This window comes from Streptomyces sp. NPDC058663 (genome assembly GCF_042716745.1).
In the GTDB taxonomy this organism is placed as follows: domain Bacteria; phylum Actinomycetota; class Actinomycetes; order Streptomycetales; family Streptomycetaceae; genus Streptomyces.
Window position 1 is genome coordinate 165,920 of the sequence record NZ_JBHXRV010000004.1, and the last position, 16,949, is coordinate 182,868.

Here is a 16,949-nt window from a genome sequence, read left to right on the forward strand (position 1 = left end):
CCACGAAAGGGACAAACGGCGATGGCTGACACCGAACGACAGAGCTCCATACGGCCCGGTGGACTGGAGAAGGAAACCTCCGGCGCCGGACGGACCACCGCGGCAGCTGCGAGCAGTCCGCAGCGAGGCGGCGGCAATCCCGCCACGCGGGGTCGCACCACCATCGCCGACGGCGTGGTCGAGAAGATCGCCGGCCTCGCGGCCCGCGAAGTGCCCGGCGTCCACGCGATGGGCGGTGGGCTCTCCCGCACCTTCGGTGCGGTCCGTGACCGGGTGCCGGGCGGCAACGCCAAGTCCGTCAGCAGGGGAGTCAAGGCCGAGGTCGGCGAGGTCCAGACCGCGCTCGACCTGGACATCGTCGTCGAGTACGGCGTCCCCATCGCCGACGTGGCACAGGCGGTCCGGGAGAACGTGGTCTCCGCCGTGGAGCGGATGACGGGCCTCGAAGTCGTCGAGGTCAACATCGCGGTCGGCGACGTGAAGCTGCCCGACGAGGAGGAGGACGAGCCGGAGCCGAGGCTCCAGTGACGTGCCGGCACACGGGACCGGGGCGCTCGGCATCGGACGGGTGCCGAGCGGGGAGCCGGCGGTGCATGGGCCTATGGCGTACCACGTACGTCGCACACACGAGAGTGAGGGCGGTTCGATGAGTCTGTCCGTGGTCGGCCTGGTGGTCGGCATCGCGCTCGGATTCGCCGGGTACTTCGGCGGATTCGGAGCGTTCGTGATCGTCGCGGCACTGGGTCTGATCGGTTTCCTGGTCGGCCGGTTCCTCGACGGCGATCTGGATCCCTCGGAGTTCTTCCGTCCGCGGGACCGCGACCGCGAGGACCGTCCCCGGCCCGGGCCCCGGCCGCGGTGACCCCGGTGGCGGCCGCCGCCGGCACGGCGGCTTCCGGGCGCGCGACCGCGCCTGGTGCTGCCCCGGCCGCCGAACGGGGCGGCCTGTGGATCGCGGACGGGGTCGTCGCGAAGATCGCCGGACGGGCGGCCGGCGAAGTGCTCGACGCGCCGCCCGACGGCAGGCCGCCGCACGCGGAGGTGGCCGTGCGGGACGGCGAGGCGAGAGTACGGGTCGCGGTCGAACTCGGCTATCCCTCGGACGTGGGCGCGCAGTGCGACCGGGTGCGTCGACAAGTCGCTTCCAGGGTAAGCGAGTTGGCGGGAATGGAAGTACCCGAGGTGACGGTGACGGTCGAGCGGCTGCACCGGGCGGCCCCGGCTCCCGGGAGGACGATGTGAGCGAACACGTACCCACGCTGGGGCCGGAGCGCGAGACCGGGGCGCGCGGGCGCACGGTCGCCCCCGGCAAGCGATTCCGGTCCGCACGGCGGATCCCGGCCGCACTCGTGGCAGCGGTGCTGCTCGGTGCGTGCGGACTGCTGCTGTACGACGTGGTGGCGGTCCGGTCCGGGCAGTCCGGCATGCATTGGCGGCGCGAACTCGCCGGGCAGCTGGCCCGGCGGCCGCTCGACCAGGTGTGGGTGCAGGTCGCCGCCGGCCTGCTGGTCGCGCTCGGGCTGTGGCTGGTGGTGCTCGCGGTGACACCGGGGCTGCGGTCGCTCCTGCCCATGCGGGCGGACGCCGCCGAACCCGAGGTACGGGCCGGTCTCCACCGCGGTGCCGCGGCCCTGCTGTTGCGCGACCGTGCGATGGCGGTGCCCGGGGTGCAGGACGCCCGGGTACGGGTCGGGCGCGGGCGGGTGACGGTGCGGGCGGTCTCGCATTTCCGCGAACTGGCCGATGTGCGCGAGGACTTGGGAGACGCGATGCGGGCGGGGGTGGCCGAACTGGGGCTGGCCCGGGAGCCCGGACTCGCGGTGCGGGTGGAACGGGTCGCGGCTGCGGGCGGAAAGCGGTGAACAGGACGTGCTGACATCGGTGAACAGGGTGCTGCTGGGACTGACGGGGCTGGTGCTGACCGCGCTCGGCGGGGCGGCGCTGGTGGCGGGTCTCGGAGCGGACGTTCCTTCGTGGTGGCCCTTCTCGGGCCGGGACGACGTGCTGCTGAGCGCGGCGGACCGGTCCCGGTGGCGGGACGAGGGCTGGTGGTGGCCGGTGGTGATCGGGGTGCTGGCGGTGTGCGCGCTGCTGGCGCTGTGGTGGCTGGTGGCGCAGTTGCGGCGGAGGCGGCTGGCGGTGCTGAGGGTGTCGGGCGGGGACACCGGGGCGGTGCTGCTGCGTGGCCGGGCACTGGAGCGGGTCCTCGGCGAGGAGGCGGAGGCCGTCCCCGGCGTGGAGCGGGCCGAGGTCGCGGTGACGGGCAGGCGGGACGCGCCGCGGGTGCGGGTGGGTCTGACGCTGGGCGAGTCGGCCGCCCCTGCCGGGACCGTGGCGGAGGTGGCGCGGGGGGCGGTGGCCAGGGCGCGGGAGTCGGTGCGGGTGGGGAGGTTGCCGGCGGAGGTGCGGGTGAAGGGGATGGGGCGGGGGGTGCGGAGGGTGTCGTGAGGTGGGGTGTAGGTGGGGGAGGGGGTGCGGGGTGAGCGGGGCGTAGGCGGGGCGGGGGCGAGGTATTCGGCTCCGCCGGGGGCCGCCCCTTGCCCGCCCGTTCCGCCCCCCGGGGGGCGGCCCCGCCGCCCAAGGAGGGGTGGGGAGGGCGGGGCGGGCAGCCCCGTCGAAGGGGGCGGCGGCCGGCAGGGCGGCCCCCGGCGCACAACGGGGCTGGAGGGAAGGAGGGCGGGGGCGGCCCCCGTCGCCCAAGGGGGCGGGGTAATGAGGCGAGGTCAGAAGCTGTGGCGGGCGCCGCCGTCCACGGGGAGCATGGTGCCCGTCACGTAGGAGGCCGCGGGGGAGAGCAGGAAGGCGGCCGCGCGGCCGAACTCCTCGGGGGTTCCGTAGCGGCGCAGCGGGATCAGGGACTCGCTGCGGGCGCGTGCCGCCGCAGGATCGGGGGCCAGGCCGTCCAGGGAGCGGACGCGGTCCGTGTCGATACGGGCGGGCAGCAGGCCGACCACCCGGATGCCCCGCGGGCCGAGTTCGACGGAGAGGGACTTGGCGAAGCCCGCCAGGCCGGGGCGCAGGCCGTTGGAGATGGTCAGGCCCTGCACCGGCTCGTGGACGGAGCTCGACAGGACGAAGCCGATGACACCGCCCTCCCCGAGGGCTCCCGCCGCGGTGCGGGCGAGCCGGACCGCGCCCAGGAAGACCGCCTCGAAGGCCTCCCGCCACTGGGCGTCCGTGGTGTCGGCGGCGGAACCCGCCGGAGGTCCGCCCACGCTGATGAGGATGCCGTCGAAGCGGCCGAAGCGGGACCGCGCCTCGGCGATGAGCCGCTCCGCCGTCGCCGGGTCCGCGTTGTCGGCGGCGAACGGCTGCGCGTTCGCTCCGAGCTCCGCGGCCGCGTCCGCGAGGGCCTTCTCGTCGCGCGCCGTCATCAGTACCTTCGCGCCGTCCGCCGTCAGTTCGCGCGCGGAGGCGAACCCGAGGCCCCGGCTCGCTCCGGTGACGACGTACACACGGTCCTTCAGTCCAAGATCCATGGCGCTATCCTGCACCCTCGATGCCGGCTCCCGCGTCCCGGGCCTCCGCCCCGGCCAGCGCGAGGGCCGCGCCCACCAGGCCGATGTGGCTGAACGCCTGCGGGAAGTTGCCCAGTTGGCACCGCGACACCGGGTCGTACTCCTCGGCGAGCAGCCCGACGTCGTTGCGCAGAGCGAGCAGCCGCTCGAAGAGTTCGCGGGCCTCCTTGTCCCGGCCGGTCAGCAGCAGCGCGTCCGCCAGCCAGAACGAGCAGACCAGGAAGGCACCCTCACCGCCCGGCAGCCCGTCCACCCCCTGGCCGTCCGCCCCCTCGTCCGTGCTGTAGCGCCGGATGAAACCGCCGTTCGCGCCCAGCTCGCGGCGCACCGCGTCCACGGTGCCCACCACCCGCGGGTCGTCCGGCGGCAGGAAGCCCACCTGGGGGATGAGGAGGGTCGCCGCGTCGAGCTCGGTGGCCCCGTAGGACTGGGTGAAGGTGTTGCGCTCCGGGTCGTAGCCCTTCTCGCAGACCTCGCGGTGCACCTCGTCGCGCATCGCCCGCCAGCGCGCCGCGTCGCCCGGCAGCGAAGGGTCCTCCTCCAGGGTGCGCACCGCACGGTCGGCGGCCACCCAGGCCATCACCTTGGAGTGCACGAAGTGGCGGCGGTGACCGCGCACTTCCCACAGTCCTTCGTCCGGCTCGCGCCACATCGTCTCCAGGAAGCCGAGCAGGCTGAGCTGGAGCTGCCAGGCGTGCGGGGTGGGGACCAGGCCGGCCTTGCGGGCCACGTAGAGGGAGTCGATGACCTCGCCGTAGACGTCCAGCTGGAGCTGGTCGGCGGCGTCGTTGCCGATCCGGACCGGAGCGGAACCCTCGTACCCGCGCAGCCAGGGCAGTTCCGTCTCCGGCAGCCGCCGCTCGCCCGCCAGCCCGTACATGATCTTCAGGTCGGCGGGGTCCCCGGCCACCGCCCGCAGCAGCCAGTCGCGCCAGTGGGCGGCCTCCTCCAGGTACCCGGCGGAGAGCAGCGCGCCGAGGGTGAGGGTGGAGTCGCGCAGCCAGCAGTAGCGGTAGTCCCAGTTGCGGACGCCACCGATCTCTTCGGGGAGCGAGGTGGTGGGGGCCGCGACGATCCCGCCGGTGGGCGCGTACGTGAGGGCCTTGAGAGTGATCAGGGAGCGGCGGACGGCGTCCTGGTAGGGGCCTGTGTAGGCGCAGGTCTCGGCCCACTTCTGCCAGTCCTCGCGGCTGTGCTCCAACGCCTCGAACGGGTCGATGAGCGCCGGGCGCGGCTCGTGGGAGGGGTGCCAGGTGAGCACGAACGCGACCTTCTCGCCCTCGCGCACGGTGAAGGAGGACTGGGTGCTGTACTGCTGCCCCCACGTCTTGACCTCGACCTGCGCGGGCCGTGCCTCGGTGCGCAGCCACACCGCGTCCGGGCCGGCGACCGCGACCCGGTGGCCGTCGGTGCGGCGCACCCACGGGACGATGTTGCCGTAGTCGAAGCGCAGCCTGAGCGTGGAGTTCATGGTGACCTCGCCGGACAGCCCCTCCACGATGCGCACCACGTCGGGCGCGGTGTCGCGCTGCGGCATGAAGTCCGTGACCTTGACCGTGCCGCCGGAGCCGGTGCCCGAGCGGGTCTCCCACACCGTCTCCAGGATCAGCGAGTCGCCCGCGTAGGAACGGGAGGCGCACTCGCCGGCCCCCTCGGGGGCGAGTCGCCAGTGGCCGTTCTCCTCGTCGCCGAGCAGCGCGGCGAAACAGGCGGCGGAGTCGAAGCGGGGCAGGCAGAGCCAGTCGAGGGAACCGTTTCGGCCGACCAGGGCCGCGGTCTGGAGGTCCCCGATGAGCGCGTAGTCCTCGATGCGTTGGGTCACGCTGAGGCGTCTTCCCGGTGCCGGAGGGAATTAAGCAGCACGTCCGGTGCGCGGGCAGGTGCGCGAAGTGGTCCTGGTCACAGGGGCACGGGTGTTACGCCGAGGTGGTGGCGGACCTCTCGGCGGCGGCCGGGTCCGCCGCATCCGCCGCGTCCGTCCGGTCCTTGGGGTCCGCGCCATCCGCCGGATCCGCCGGGGCGCCGGCGGCGAGGGCCGACGCGGCCGCGTCCCGCTCGCGCTTCTCCCTGCGGACGAGCACCACCAGGCCGACCGGTACCGCCGCCGCGAACAGCCACCACTGGATCGCGTACGCCATGTGCGGGCCGATCGACTCCGCGTCCGGCTCGGCGATCGGCTCGGGGGTGTTGTTCGCCGGGGCGGGGGCGGTCAGTTCGAGGTAACCGCCGAGCACGGGGCGGCCGAGCAGCGCGGACTGCTGCGCGCTGTTGATCAGCATGACCTGCCGGGGCGGCAGCCCCTTGAGGTCCTTGATACCGCTGCCGGCCGCCGTCTCGTCGGCCTTGAGGCGGCCGGTGACGGTCACTTCGCCCTTGGGCGGGGCCGGAATGTGCGGGAAGGACTGCTGGTCGGGTCCGAACGGCACCCAGCCCCGGTTGACCAGGACGGTGCCGCCGCCCTTGAGGTCCAGCGGGGTCAGGACGTGGAAGCCGACCTTGTCGCCGGCCGAGGTACGGCGCCGGACGGCGACCTCGTGCGTGGTGTCGAAGGTGCCCGTCGCGGTCGCGGTGCGCCAGTAGTCGGCGCGCGGCACGGTGTGGCCGGGCGAGGTGAGCTCGCCCACGGGCTTCGGCTTCGCTGCGACGTTCCCGGCGATCAGCTGGTTCTGGGCGACCTTGTGCTCGTGGCGGTGGAACTGCCAGAAGCCGAGCTCGACCATCGTGGGGATGAGGACGAGAACCAAGAGGGTGAGGATCACCCACTGCCGGGACAACAGGAAGCGGTACACGCTTTGACGGTACCTGGCGGGGAAAGACCCCCGGTGGGCGGGTTGCCCGCCGAGGGCCTCGCGCGCGCGGGCGCGGTGGGTGCAGTCGGGTGGCGGGCGGTCTCAGACCTTGTCCACGATGCCCACCTTCCCCTCCGCGCGGGAGCAGTGCGCACCGCAGAACCACTGGCCCTCGACCTCGACGCCCTGACCGATGATGCGGCAGCGGCAGTGCTCGCAGATCGGGGCCATCCGGTGGATGGCGCAGGAGAAGCAGTCGAAGACGTGCACCGCACCCTGTGCGTGCACTTCGAAGGACATGCCGTAGTCGTTTCCGCAAACCTCGCATCGTGCCATGCGCCACAGGGTGCAGTGCCGGACGGTGCGGGACGTGCAGGGCACGCCAGGGCGTCACCCGTCCGACGGTGCGGGTGCCACGTCGCGGAGCAGATGCGTGTACGCGGCCTCGTCGACCACCGGTGTGCCGAAGGACTTGGCCTTCACCGTCTTGGAGGTCGCCGAGTCCGGGTCGTTGGTGACGAGCAGGCTGGTGAGCCGCGACACACTCGACGCGACGTGCAGGCCCGCCTCGACCGTACGGTCCTCCAGCAGGTCCCGGTCCACCGAGGTGTCGCCGGAGAAGGCCACCCGCATCCCCTGCATCAGCGGCTGGTCCGCCCGGTAGCGGCCGGGGTTGGGGTACGGGCAGGCGGGCCGCTTCCGCGAGGGCCGCCAGCCGGTCTGACCGCCGCCACCGCTGCCGCCGTACGAGGCCTGGTAGCCGATCCGGGGCCGGGCGGGCGCGTCCGACCACTCGGTGAGCGGCCGGCACTCCAGCAGCGGCAGCCGCACCCCGCCCCTGGCCGCGGCGTGCAGGCTCGGGCGGAACGCCTCGGCGAGCACCCGCGCGTCGTCGAGGGCGTGGTGGGCGCGCTGCTGCACGACGCCGAAGTGCGCGGCCAGCGAGGCCAGCTTGTGGTTGGGCAGCGGCAGCGCCAGCTCCTTGGCCAGCGCGATGGTGCACAGCCGCTGCTGCACCGGTGCCCGGTGCCCGGCCCTCGCGTACTCCCTGGCCAGCATCGACCAGTCGAACATCGCGTTGTGCGCGACGAGCACCCGGCCGTCCAGCCGCGCGGACAGCTCTCCCACGATCTCCGGGAACAGCGGTGCGCCCTCCAGGGCTTCGGTGGTCAGTCCGTGGATCCAGGTGGGGCCGGGGTCCCGCTCGGGGTTGACCAGGGTGTACCAGTGGTCGACGACATCGCCGTGCGTGTCCAGGCGGTAGACGGCAGCGGAGATTATCCGGTCGTCGCGGGAGAGGCCGGTGGTCTCCACGTCGACGACCGCGTACCCGTCCGGGTAGGCGGTCGGCCAGGGTGCTGCCGCTGTGGTCTGGTCATCGAGCATGGTCACAGAGAATACGGGCCGGGACTGACAGTCCCCTATTCGGCCAGGTCCGCCGTCCGCGCGGCCCGTTTGCCGGCGGGGCCCGTCCCCTTCGCGGCGGACGCCCCCGCGAGCAGCGCCCCCGCCAACGCCCGTACGGACAGCGCGAACAGCCGCTCCGGGTCGGCCGGCCGGGCCAGCGCGCGGGCCAGCGCCGGGTCGTCCTCGGCGCCCCGGTCCTGCCGGAGGCCGCCGGAGCGGCCCGCGGACCACAGGTCACTGCCGTCCGGCGACTGGACGGGGGACCGCTCACGGTTGCGCTCCACCAGGACGTGCCCCACCACCTGGTACTGCACCGCGCGCACCGCCTGCGCGGCCCGCGCCCCGCGCAGGCCCGCCGCGTGCACCTCGCGCACCAGGGACTGCTGGGCCGGCAGGAACATCCGCTCGGTGAGCCCGCGTTCGTGCACCATCGCGATCAGGTGCGGCCGGGCGCGCAGTTCCCTGCGCAGCGCCCGCGCCACCGAGACGACCCGGTCGACGGGGGTGCGGCCGCGCGGGGAGAGCGCGCCCATCTCCCGCACCGTCCGCTCCACGAGGGCGTCGAGCAGAGCCTCGCGGTTGCCGACGTGCCAGTAGATGGAGGTGACCGCCGTGTCCAGTTCGGCGGCCAGCCTGCGCATGGTGAGGGTCTGCGGGCCGTGCCGCACGACGAGCCGCGCGGCGGCCGCCAGCACGTCCTCCCGGGTCAGCTGCGTCTTCGGCATGGCCCTCAACTCCCTCGGTGCACGGCTCTTTACCCTTCATCGCCGCTGCTGTAACAGTGTTACAGCAGCGACGACCCGCGAACGGCACGACCGACGAAGGGTGGCAGGCATGGCACGCGTACGGTACGGACCGCGCACGGAGGCCGAGATCGAGGCGGCACGCTCCGGGAGCACCGCACTCCCCGCCATCTGGTCCACCGGAGTGGTCGCAGTGTGGGAGAGCGACCCCGACGCGGTGGCCGCGGTCCTGCCGCCGCCCCTCAAGCCCACCGGCCGTCCCCTGGTGCGGGCGAACATCAGCAAGGTGGACCTGCCCGGCTACCCGCTCGGCGCCGGCTCCGTGGCGGTCGCCGCCGAGTACGGGGGCCGCGAGGGCTGGTATCCGCTGGTGATGCCGATGACCCACGAACGGGCCCTGATCGGCGGGCGCGAGGTGTTCGGCGAGCCCAAGAAGCTCGGCGAGGTCACCGTCGAGCGCGACGGTCTGGTCGTCCGCGCCGCCCTCGCCCGGCACGGCATCGCCTTCGTCGAGGTGCGCGGCGCGGTCAGCGAGGTGCTTCAGGTGCCGCCGGAGCCGGTGGAGAAGCTGGACTTCTACTTCAAGTTCCTGCCCGCCGTCGACGGGCACGGCTTCGACGCGGAGCCGGTCCTCGTGCAGTGCACCCGGCACGAAAGGGTGCGCAGGCTGGAGCGGGTCACGGGTGACGTGGTGCTGCGCGAGTCGATGTACGACCCCGTGGCCGACCTCCCGGTGCGGCGCCTGATGGAGATCACCCTCGGCGAGAAGACCAGTGACCAGAGCGGCAAGGTGGTCGAGCGGGTCGACGCGCAGGCCCTGTTGCCGTACATCCACCAGCGCTACGACGATCCGCAGCAGATCCTCGACGGCCCGCCGGAAGGGAGCGTCTGATGGAGCTGCGGGCCGGACAGGTGGCCGTCGTCACCGGGGCCGCGAGCGGGATCGGGCGCGCGATGGTGCGGCGGTTCGCCGACGAGGGGCTCAAGGTGGTCCTCGCCGACGTGGAGGAGGGCGCGCTGGAGAAGGCCGCCGCCGAACTGCGCGAGGGCGGGGCCACCGTCCTGGCGCGCGTGACGGACGTCGGCGAGCGCGCTTGCGTCACCGCGCTGGCGGACGCGGCGTACGAGGCCTTCGGCGCGGTGCACGTGCTGTGCAACAACGCGGGCGTCGGCTCCGGTGCCGAGGGCCGCATGTGGGAGCACGAGCCCAACGACTGGAAGTGGGCGTTCGCGGTCAACGTCTGGGGCGTCTTCCACGGCGTCCAGGCCTTCGTCCCGCGGATGCTCGAAGGCGGCGACGCCGGCCATGTCGTCAACACGTCGTCGGGGGACGGCGGCATCGCACCGCTGCCGACCGCCTCCGTGTACGCCGTCACCAAGGCGGCCGTGGTCACCCTCACGGAGTCGCTGTACGCGCACCTGAAGGCGGAAGGGGCCCGGGTCGGCGCGTCCGTACTGTTCCCCGGACCGCACATGCTGCGCACCGGGCTGTGGGAGTCGCACCGCAACAGGCCCGGCCGGTACGCCAAGGAGCGCCCGCGCAGAACCCCGTACCGCACCCTGGACCAGTGGGAGGCGGCGATGGAGCGGGCGGGGCAGCGGATCGAGTTCACCCCGGTCGAGGAGGTCGCCGCGACCGTCGTCGACGGGATCAGGGCGGACCGCTTCTGGATGCTCCCCGAGAGCGAGCACAGCGACCGGCAGATCAGGGCGCGGGCGCAGTCGATGCTGGAGCGCGCCAACCCGGCGTACCTGGAGAAGTTCGTCCTCGACTGAATCCGCCACGCAATCCTCGACCGAGGGGAAGTACGCGATGCCCAGTGAGGCGCACGACGCACGTGACCCGTACCTGATCATCTCCTCCGACTGCCACGCCGGACTCCCCACCGAGCAGTACCGGCCCTATCTGGACAGTGCCTTCCACCGCGCCTTCGACGACTTCCTCGGGCAGCGCGACGCCCGCCGCGAGGCGATGACCCGGCTCGGCGTCCGCAACGAGGCCTTCGCCGCCAAGTGGTTCAAGGACAACGAGGAGGGGCTGCGCGGCGGCTGGGACACCGCGCAGCGCCTCAAGGAACTGGACGGCGACGGCGTGGCCGCCGAGGTCGTCTTCCCGGACGCGGACGCCGTGGACAGCCGGACCGCGGCCCCCTTCGGCGTCGGGCTCGGGCTCTCCGGCGACCAGGACCCCGAGCTCGGCATGGCGGGCGCGCAGGCGCACAACCGGTGGCTGGCCGAGTTCGTCGCCCAGAACCCGGACCGGCACTGCGGAGTGGCGCTGCTGCCGATCACCGGCGAGGTGGACAGGGTGGTCGCCGAGGTGCACCGGGCCAAGGAGTCCGGGCTCGGTGCGCTGATGATCCCCTCGATGTGGGTGGACAAGGCCCCGTACCACGACCGGCGTTACGACCCGGTGTGGGCGGCCGCCGCCGAGAGCGGCATGCCGGTCGTCACCCACTCCGGAGCCGCTCCCCGCCACGAGTACGGCGACCACCTGGGCATCTACGTCAGCGAGGTCACCTGGTGGCCGGCCCGCCCACTGTGGTTCCTGCTCTGGTCCGGGGCCTTCGAGCGGCACCCGGGACTGAGGTTCGGCGTCGCCGAGTCGGGCTGCTGGTGGCTGCCCAACCAGCTGTGGTTCATGGACCGGCTCTACCTCGGGGCGCACGGCGGCAAGAAGCTCTCCCCCTTCGAGGAACTGAAACGCCCCCCGAGCGAGTACCTCGACCGGCAGGTGTTCGTCTGCGCCACCAACACCAAGCGCCGCGAACTCGCCCAGCGCTACGAGATCGGGGTCGACAACATCCTCTGGGGCAGCGACTTCCCCCACCCCGAGGGCACCTGGCCCAGGACCCGCGAGTGGCTGGGGAACACCTTCCACGACATCCCCGTCACCGAGACCCGCCGCATCCTCGGCCTCGCGGCGGCCGACGTCTTCGGCTTCGACACCGAGAAGCTGGCCCCGCTCGCCCGCCGGATCGGACCCACCCCCTACGACCTGGGCCAGAGCGAGGACCAGGCGGCCGTCGAGCAGTCCTGGGCGAAGTCCCGCGAGGTGGGCCGCCACTGGCTCACCGGGCACGACTTCCCGCAGATCGGGGTCATGTGATGGACCGCGCCACGACCTCGCACGCTGCGACCTCTCACGCCGCGACCTCTCGCTACACCGTCATCTCCGCCGACTGCCACGCCGGCGCCGACCTCCTCGACTACAAGCCGTACCTGGAGAAGAAGCACCACGCCGACTTCGACGCCTGGGCGGCCACCTACACCAATCCCTACGAGGACCTCCTCGCCGACACCGCCGACCGCAACTGGAACTCGGCGCGCCGGCTGGCCGAGCTGGAGGCGGACGGCATCGTCGCCGAGGTGGTCTTCCCCAACACCATCCCGCCGTTCTTCCCCGCCGCCTCCCTGCTGGCCCCGGTGCCCTCCCGCGCCGAGTTCGAGCAGCGCTGGGCAGGACTGCGCGCCCACAACCGCTGGCTGGAGGACTTCTGCGCGATGGCCCCCGGCCGCCGGGCGGGCGTCGCACAGATCCTCCTCAACGATGTCGACGAGGCGGTCCGGGAAATCCGGCGGACCAAGGAAGCCGGGCTCACCGGGGGAGTGCTGCTGCCGGGAGCACCGCCGGGCTGCGGCGTACCGGAGCTGTACTCGGCCGCCTACGACCCCCTCTGGGCGGTCTGCGCCGAACTGGAGGTCCCGGTCAACCACCACGGCGGCTCCGCCTCCCCGCCGCTCGGCGACGAACCGGCGGCACGCGCCGTCTTCATGGTGGAGACGACGTGGTTCTCGCACCGGGCGCTCTGGCACCTGATCTTCGGCGGTGCCTTCAAGCGGCACCCGGGCCTGAGACTGGTCCTCACCGAACAGGGCTCCGGCTGGATCCCCGGCATCGTCGACATGCTGGACTACTACCACGAGCGGCTGGTCGCGGCGGCGTCGAAGGCGGCCACCGCGGAGTCGAAGTTCGGGGCGGGACTCGCCGCCTCGATGGGGGCCAGCCCCGGCGAGGTGTGGCGGGACAACTGCTTCGTCGGCGCCAGCTTCATGCGCCCGCACGAGGTGCCGCTGCGCCACCGGATCGGCCTCGACAAGATCATGTGGGGCAGTGACTACCCGCACGACGAGGGCACCGCCCCCTACTCCCGCGAGGGCCTGCGGATCGCCTTCGCGGGGCTGCCGCGGGAGGAGGTCGCCGCGCTCGTCGGCGGCAACGCGGCCCGGGTCTACGGGTTCGACCTGCCGGCCCTGGACGCCGTCGCCGCCAAGGCCGGTCCGACCGTGGAGGAGATCGCCCGGCCGCTGGAGGAGATCCCCGCCGACGCGACCAGTCCCGCCTTCGCTCCCGGCGGATCGGTCCGCGTCTGGTGACCCGGGGCGGCCGGAACGCATCACGGGTGCCGGTGCGTTCCGGTGCGCCGGGCGTCCGGGATCCGGTGCCGCCCACGGCGGGGCGGCACCGGCCGTGGGTGGCATCCGGGAACCTGTCCGGGGCGGTTCGCCCTGTTCCGTACCGGCTGCGCTTCGGTCACCATGGGGCGTATGCCGAACCACGAGCGAAACGAGACAACTCCCCACCCCACCCCGCGATTCGAGGCCCTGGTCGCCGAGGCGGGCCGGATAGCCGTCGGACTCGGGCACCGCCACACCGGCGCCGAGCACCTGATGCTGGCGCTGCTGCGCGACCCTGACGCCGTACCGACGCAGGTGCTCGCCGAACTCGCCGACCCCGGCCAGGTCGACAAGCGGCTGCTCGACCTGGTCACCTCGCCGACGTACCACGAGAACCGGCACACGGACCGGCCGCGCTCCTGACCGGGACCCCCGCCGGCGGCGGACACACTCCTGACAGAAGTTCTTACATACTCGTAGGTAACTACCCCTAGTCGGGCCGCTGCCCGCGCCTCTATCGTGCGGGCATGCCGAACCTGCCCGATGTCGTGCTGTGGTCGATACCCGCCTTCGTCCTGCTCACCGTGGTCGAGATCGTGAGCTACCGCCTGCACCCCGACGACGACGCCGAGGGGTACGAGACCAAGGACGCCGCCACCAGCATCACCATGGGTCTGGGCAGCATCGGGTTCGACCTCCTGTGGAAGATCCCGATCGTCGCGGTCTACAGCGCGGTGTACGAGCTGACGCCCGCCCGCGTCCCGGTGCTGTGGTGGACGATCCCGCTGATGCTGCTCGCCCAGGACTTCTTCTACTACTGGTCGCACCGGGGCCACCACGTGGTGCGCATCCTGTGGGCCTGCCACGTCGTCCACCACTCCAGCCGGAAGTTCAACTTCACCACCGCGCTGCGCCAGCCCTGGACCACGCTCACCGTCTGGCCGTTCTACCTGCCGCTGATCGTCTGCGGCGTCCACCCGGCGGCGCTCGCCTTCTGCTCGTCGGCGAACCTGGTCTACCAGTTCTGGGTGCACACCGAGCGGGTCGGCAAGCTGCCGCGCCCCTTCGAGTACGTCCTCAACACGCCCTCGCACCACCGGGTCCACCACGCCTCGCAGGGCGGCTACCTGGACCGCAACTTCGGCGGCATCCTGATCGTCTGGGACCGGCTCTTCGGCTCCTTCGTGGCCGAGACCGAGCGCCCCGTCTATGGGCTGACCAAGAACATCGGCACGTACAACCCGCTGCGGGTCGCCACCCACGAGTACGCGGCCATCGCCCGCGACGTCCGCCACGCACGGTCGTGGCGGGAGCGCGCGGGCCGGGTCTTCGGCGGCCCCGGCTGGCAGCCCAAGGACGCGACGCCGGCGACGACTCAGGCCGCACCTCCGGCACCGGCGGTGCCTTCTGCGTCGGCGGTCACTCCCGAATCGGCGGTGCCTCCCGCGTCGGCCGCACCTGCGGCACCGGCGGTGTCTCCCGCATCGGCCGTGGCTCCCGAACCGGCGGAGCCTCCCTCACCGGCCGTGACTCCCGTACCGGCGGCACCTCCCTCGCCGGCCGTCCCCTCCGCGACGGCCACGCCCGCCCCGGCCGCCGCCACCCCCCACCCCGCCGCCTCGCCGCAGCAGCCCGAGCCCGCCGCGTGAGCACCGTCCCTGCCAGCCTCGGCGAGCGCCTCGCCCGGCCCCTGCTCATCGCGTTCCTTCTTGCCGCGGCCGTCGACCTCGCCGGGCTGCTGGCGGGCGTCTGGGCGGTGCACGCCGCCGCCAAGCCGCTGCTGATGCCGCTGCTCGCGGGCTACGTCGCCGCACGGGGCGGGCCGCGTCTGCTGATCGCCGCGCTGCTCTTCGGCTGGGGCGGCGACCTGGCCCTGCTGTTCGACGCAGACCCCGCCTTCATGCTCGGCATGGGCTCCTTCGCCGCAGGCCACGTCTGCTACCTGCTGCTCTTCCGCGGTGCGCCCGTGAACCGCCCGCTCGGCGCCGCCTACGCCCTCGTGCTCGTCGCCGTCGTCGCCCTCCTGTGGCCCGGCCTGCCCGCCGATCTGCGCATCCCGGTCGCCGGGTACAGCCTGCTGCTGACCGTCATGGCCTTCCGCGCCGGCGGCGTCGGCCCGCGGGCGGGCGCGGGCGGCGCCCTCTTCCTGCTCTCCGACACGCTCATCGCCACCGGGGTCGCCCAGTGGCCGCAGCCGCCCGTGCCGGACTTCTGGGTGATGGCCACCTACGCGGCGGCCCAGCTCCTGCTCACCCTCGGGGTGCTCGGCGCGGCGTCCGCGGCGCCCCTCGGGGCACGCCGCGCGGACCGGACGTACGGTGATCAGCACACCCCGCTCTGACCAGCGAGGACGCACTTCCCCGGATATGCGCAAGGGGCCTGCCGGCGCATTGCCGGCAGGCCCCTCCCCGTCCCAAGGACGGCTCTGCTCGGTGACGTGTCTAGCGCACGGCACGCAGGGCGTCGACGATTCCGGCTCCGTAGAAGCCGTTGTCGTTGGTCGAGCCCTGGCAGACGGCGTCGATCTTGCCGTCCTTGTTGATGTCGTACGGCTCACCGCACGCCACGCTCTCGGCCTGCGTCGTCAGCATCCGCTCCAGCTGGCGCGGAGAGGCGTCGGGGTGGTTCGACTTCAGCAGCGCGAGGACACCCGAGACGTGCGGGGACGCCATCGAGGTGCCGTTCTTGTAGCCGTAGCCGCCCGGCACCGTCGAGAGGATGCGGCCGTCGACGGCCGGGCCCTCCGGCGGCTGGTAGGCCGTGCGGTCGCCACCGGGGGCGGTGACGTCGACAACGCCCTTGCCGTAGCTGGAGTACGAGGACTTGAGACCCTTGGCACCGGTCGCGGATACCGTCACCACGTCGTCCAGCTGCATCGGGATGTCCAGGCACTTCTTCGGGTCGATGGTGCGGCTGCCCGGCGTGGAGTCATTGGGGCTCGACGTGTCCACGATCTCCTTGGCGGCGAGGTCGTAGTTCGAGTTGCCCGCCGAGGCGACCGAGATCGTGCCCTTCTTCCAGGCGAACCTGTGCGCCCGGTCGACGGCCTCCACCAGGGCACCCTGGTCCGGGTCGTTCTTGCAGTTGAACATCCACGGGTCGGTGTAATAGCTGTTGTTCGTGATGTCCGCACCGTGCTCGGCGGCGTACACGAAGGCACAGACGACGGCCTCGGTGTAGAAGAAGCCGGTCGCGTCGGCGACCTTGATGCCGGAGACCCGGACGTTCGGCGCGACACCGGTGACGCCGACGCCGTTCTTCGCGGCGGCGATGGTGCCCGCCACGTGCGTGCCGTGGTCGGACTCGTCGGCCTTGGGACGCCACACACCGGCCGTGGTGTCCGCCTTGCCGCCGACACAGCTCGCGGAGCCCTTGGCGTCGAAGTTCGGCGCCAGGTCCGGGTGGGTGTCGTCCACGCCGGTGTCGATGACGGTGACGTTGACCTTCTTGGAACCGAGCGACTTCTGGTGCGCCTTGTCGGCGCGGATCGCCGGCAGGCCCCAGAGCAGCGGCTCCAGCGGGTCCTGGGCCTCGGACGCCTTCTTGGCGGCGGCCTGGGCCTCACTCGCGGAGAGGCGCTCGGTGGAGCCCTCCTCGGTGGTCGCGGCCGCCTTGATCGGCGCGGTGCGGGTGGCACCTGCCGACTCCACGCCCCGCACCTTGCGGATCTGCTTCCCGAAGTCCGGGTTCTGGGAGGTGACGACAATGACGCCTATTTTGTCGTAACTGATCACGATCGTGCCGCCGGCCTTGGCGATCGCCTTCTTGACCGACTTCGCGGTGGAGCCGCCGCCGTCCACGTTCACGACGTACGACAGCTTCGGTCCGTCGGCCCGGGGGGCCGCGGCCGCCGCGGTGTCCTCGGCGGGAGCCGCCGTGGCCGAGGTCATCGGCAGGAAGCCGAGCGAGGCAGTCAATGCCAGTCCGACGGGCAGCGCCAGTGCGCGCGACCGTCTGGTTCCCAGATGAGCCATGGGTTCTCCACATCATCCTTGCCGAACATCCAGCCGCACAACTGCGGTTGGACGAGTACATGACGAGTGAAGTTATCCCTGATCGAACCGTTGTATCAATGAGTTCGGAAAAGAAAACGT

The 16,949-nt window shown here is 72.6% G+C and carries 19 protein-coding genes; 12 read left to right on the plus strand and 7 right to left on the minus strand.

What is annotated here, in order from left to right; genetic code table 11:
* The first annotated feature begins 21 nt into the window (after positions 1-21).
* The 5 genes from ACFWVV_RS04585 to amaP all read left to right on the plus strand — a co-directional run bounded on the left by ACFWVV_RS04585 (position 22) and on the right by amaP (position 2,448).
* Positions 22-528 carry an Asp23/Gls24 family envelope stress response protein gene (locus tag ACFWVV_RS04585; protein ID WP_384349765.1) on the plus strand — a complete coding sequence of 169 codons (507 nt, stop codon included), beginning with the start codon at positions 22-24 and terminating at the stop codon, positions 526-528.
* A gap of 118 nt (positions 529-646) precedes the next feature.
* The gene (locus ACFWVV_RS04590; RefSeq protein WP_384349768.1) at positions 647-862 is read left to right on the plus strand and encodes a hypothetical protein; all 216 of its coding nucleotides are present in this window, start codon (positions 647-649) and stop codon (positions 860-862) included.
* A gap of 5 nt (positions 863-867) precedes the next feature.
* Positions 868-1,242, plus strand: coding sequence for an Asp23/Gls24 family envelope stress response protein (locus ACFWVV_RS04595; RefSeq protein WP_384349771.1), 375 nt, complete (start codon positions 868-870; stop codon positions 1,240-1,242).
* Complete coding sequence (locus ACFWVV_RS04600) at positions 1,239-1,862, plus strand: DUF6286 domain-containing protein (RefSeq protein ID WP_384349774.1); 624 nt, start codon at positions 1,239-1,241, stop codon at positions 1,860-1,862. Before ACFWVV_RS04595 ends, ACFWVV_RS04600 begins: the two co-directional genes overlap by 4 nt.
* 7 nt (positions 1,863-1,869) lie before the next feature.
* Positions 1,870-2,448 carry an alkaline shock response membrane anchor protein AmaP gene (gene amaP / locus ACFWVV_RS04605; protein WP_384349776.1) on the plus strand — a complete coding sequence of 193 codons (579 nt, stop codon included), beginning with the start codon at positions 1,870-1,872 and terminating at the stop codon, positions 2,446-2,448.
* Positions 2,449-2,723: 275 nt separating this feature from the next.
* On the opposite strand, the gene ACFWVV_RS04610 is transcribed toward amaP, so the two are convergent.
* The 6 genes from ACFWVV_RS04610 to ACFWVV_RS04635 form a co-directional block, all read right to left on the minus strand.
* Complete coding sequence (locus ACFWVV_RS04610) at positions 2,724-3,479, minus strand: SDR family oxidoreductase (protein WP_384349779.1); 756 nt, start codon at positions 3,477-3,479, stop codon at positions 2,724-2,726.
* A 4-nt stretch (positions 3,480-3,483) separates the two neighbouring features.
* Positions 3,484-5,340, minus strand: coding sequence for a glycoside hydrolase family 15 protein (locus tag ACFWVV_RS04615; RefSeq protein ID WP_384349782.1), 1,857 nt, complete (start codon positions 5,338-5,340; stop codon positions 3,484-3,486).
* Positions 5,341-5,434: 94 nt separating this feature from the next.
* The gene (locus ACFWVV_RS04620) at positions 5,435-6,307 is read right to left on the minus strand and encodes an SURF1 family protein (protein ID WP_384349784.1); all 873 of its coding nucleotides are present in this window, start codon (positions 6,305-6,307) and stop codon (positions 5,435-5,437) included.
* Positions 6,308-6,409: 102 nt separating this feature from the next.
* Positions 6,410-6,643 carry a hypothetical protein gene (locus ACFWVV_RS04625; RefSeq protein ID WP_266655386.1) on the minus strand — a complete coding sequence of 78 codons (234 nt, stop codon included), beginning with the start codon at positions 6,641-6,643 and terminating at the stop codon, positions 6,410-6,412.
* A 54-nt stretch (positions 6,644-6,697) separates the two neighbouring features.
* Positions 6,698-7,699 (minus strand): DEDDh family exonuclease, encoded by a 1,002-nt coding sequence (locus ACFWVV_RS04630; RefSeq protein ID WP_384349787.1) that lies wholly within the window; start codon positions 7,697-7,699, stop codon positions 6,698-6,700.
* A gap of 29 nt (positions 7,700-7,728) precedes the next feature.
* Positions 7,729-8,439 carry a TetR/AcrR family transcriptional regulator gene (locus tag ACFWVV_RS04635; RefSeq protein ID WP_384349790.1) on the minus strand — a complete coding sequence of 237 codons (711 nt, stop codon included), beginning with the start codon at positions 8,437-8,439 and terminating at the stop codon, positions 7,729-7,731.
* A gap of 109 nt (positions 8,440-8,548) precedes the next feature.
* Here ACFWVV_RS04635 and ACFWVV_RS04640 point away from each other — a divergent pair, with 109 nt between their 5' ends.
* From ACFWVV_RS04640 to ACFWVV_RS04670, 7 genes are all read left to right on the plus strand, one after another.
* Complete coding sequence (locus ACFWVV_RS04640) at positions 8,549-9,349, plus strand: acetoacetate decarboxylase family protein (protein ID WP_384349792.1); 801 nt, start codon at positions 8,549-8,551, stop codon at positions 9,347-9,349.
* Positions 9,349-10,233, plus strand: coding sequence for an SDR family NAD(P)-dependent oxidoreductase (locus tag ACFWVV_RS04645; RefSeq protein ID WP_384349795.1), 885 nt, complete (start codon positions 9,349-9,351; stop codon positions 10,231-10,233). The genes ACFWVV_RS04640 and ACFWVV_RS04645 overlap by 1 nt, the downstream gene beginning before the upstream one ends.
* Before the next feature lie 37 nt (positions 10,234-10,270).
* On the plus strand, positions 10,271-11,566 hold the full coding sequence (locus ACFWVV_RS04650) for an amidohydrolase family protein (RefSeq protein ID WP_384349798.1): 1,296 nt from the start codon (positions 10,271-10,273) through the stop codon (positions 11,564-11,566).
* Positions 11,566-12,834 (plus strand): amidohydrolase family protein, encoded by a 1,269-nt coding sequence (locus tag ACFWVV_RS04655; protein ID WP_384349801.1) that lies wholly within the window; start codon positions 11,566-11,568, stop codon positions 12,832-12,834. The genes ACFWVV_RS04650 and ACFWVV_RS04655 overlap by 1 nt, the downstream gene beginning before the upstream one ends.
* 171 nt (positions 12,835-13,005) lie before the next feature.
* Entirely contained in the window at positions 13,006-13,278 is a 273-nt protein-coding gene (locus ACFWVV_RS04660; protein ID WP_384349803.1) for a Clp protease N-terminal domain-containing protein, read from the plus strand.
* A 104-nt stretch (positions 13,279-13,382) separates the two neighbouring features.
* The gene (locus ACFWVV_RS04665) at positions 13,383-14,504 is read left to right on the plus strand and encodes a sterol desaturase family protein (RefSeq protein ID WP_384349806.1); all 1,122 of its coding nucleotides are present in this window, start codon (positions 13,383-13,385) and stop codon (positions 14,502-14,504) included.
* A complete protein-coding gene (locus tag ACFWVV_RS04670) occupies positions 14,501-15,196 on the plus strand; it encodes a lysoplasmalogenase (RefSeq protein ID WP_384349808.1) in 696 nt (231 codons plus the stop codon). Before ACFWVV_RS04665 ends, ACFWVV_RS04670 begins: the two co-directional genes overlap by 4 nt.
* A gap of 100 nt (positions 15,197-15,296) precedes the next feature.
* Here ACFWVV_RS04670 and ACFWVV_RS04675 read toward each other — a convergent pair whose 3' ends face one another.
* On the minus strand, positions 15,297-16,829 hold the full coding sequence (locus tag ACFWVV_RS04675; protein WP_384349811.1) for a S8 family serine peptidase: 1,533 nt from the start codon (positions 16,827-16,829) through the stop codon (positions 15,297-15,299).
* Between the last annotated feature and the right edge of the window lie 120 nt (positions 16,830-16,949).